Genomic DNA, 1,124 nt, shown 5'->3' with positions numbered 1-1,124 from the left:
GCAATCGGCGCGACCGTTGCCGGACCTGGTGGAGATTTTCAAGATGGCCGACACCTGCGGGCTACTGCGTGATCCCGATCTTGCCGTCTCACGGATGAAACGGCTGCTCGCGGTCTACGGGGCGTAGATCCGGTGCGCGATTTCACCTCCGATCATTCCATGCTGGCGCTCAACACCGCAACGCTGGGCCACAATCTCGATGGCCACGGCGCCGGCTGGAGCTCCGAGCAGGTGATCGAGGCCTGCGCCGAGCGTGGTCTGGGCGGCATTACTTTCTGGCGTCGCGAGATCGGCACGCGCGCCGTGGAGATAGGCAACAGTGTGCGCGCCGCCGGCCTGGAGGTGGTCGGCCTCTGCCGCACGCCCTTTCTGACGGGTCCGCTGGCCCCACCCACCCGGCAGGAGGTTATCGATGATTTCCGCGCCTCCATCGCCATGGCGCATGATCTGGGCGCTCCGGTGCTGACCATCGTGACCGGCGGGGTGATCACCGGCAGTCATTCGATCACCGAAAGTCTCAAACAGGTGCAGGACATCGTCGCGGCAATGGCGCCCGAAGCCTCGGATGCCGGTGTGGTGCTGGCGCTCGAGCCCCTCAACCCGGTCTATGGCGGCAACCGCTCGTGCCTTGTCACTGTCCGCGATGCGGTCGACATATGCGAGGCGATCGGCGCAGCCAACGTCCAGATCGCCATCGATGTCTATCACGTGTGGTGGGACACCTCGCTAGCCAGTGAACTTCAGCGCGCGGGCAAACACCGCATCGCCGGTTATCACCTGTGCGACTGGATGGCGGACACCACCGATGTGCTGCTTGATCGCGGCATGATGGGCGACGGTGTAGCCGATCTCAAATCCATTCGCGCGGCGGTCGAAGGCGCCGGATATGACGGCTATTGCGAGGTCGAGATATTCTCGGCGGACAACTGGTGGAAGCGACCGCCCGGCGAAGTACTGGATGTCATGATCGAGCGCTTCAGGTCGCTTTGTTGAGTGCCGCGGACGGCAAATATGCCCCCGGTTCTGCCAGGACCTGAAGGTTTTCGGGTGCTTCGCCCTCCAACTGGCGTAGCAACAGCCGCATCATGATCCGGCCGGCTTCCTCGATGTCCTCGCGCAGCGAT

At 63.7% G+C, this 1,124-nt stretch carries 2 protein-coding genes; both read left to right on the top strand.

Annotated elements, in window-relative coordinates; all coding sequences use genetic code 11:
• Positions 1-127, top strand: a 127-nt coding sequence (locus tag ACR0C6_RS21290) for a DUF993 family protein (RefSeq protein ID WP_480621094.1), incomplete at its 5' end; no start/stop codon positions are given.
• A gap of 5 nt (positions 128-132) precedes the next feature.
• Positions 133-993, top strand: coding sequence for a sugar phosphate isomerase/epimerase family protein (locus ACR0C6_RS21285; RefSeq protein ID WP_480621092.1), 861 nt, complete (start codon positions 133-135; stop codon positions 991-993).
• Positions 994-1,124: the final 131 nt, after the last annotated feature.

It is taken from the genome of Ruegeria sp. AL12, from assembly GCF_056540885.1.
This window is presented reverse-complemented; position numbering and strand designations above follow the sequence as displayed.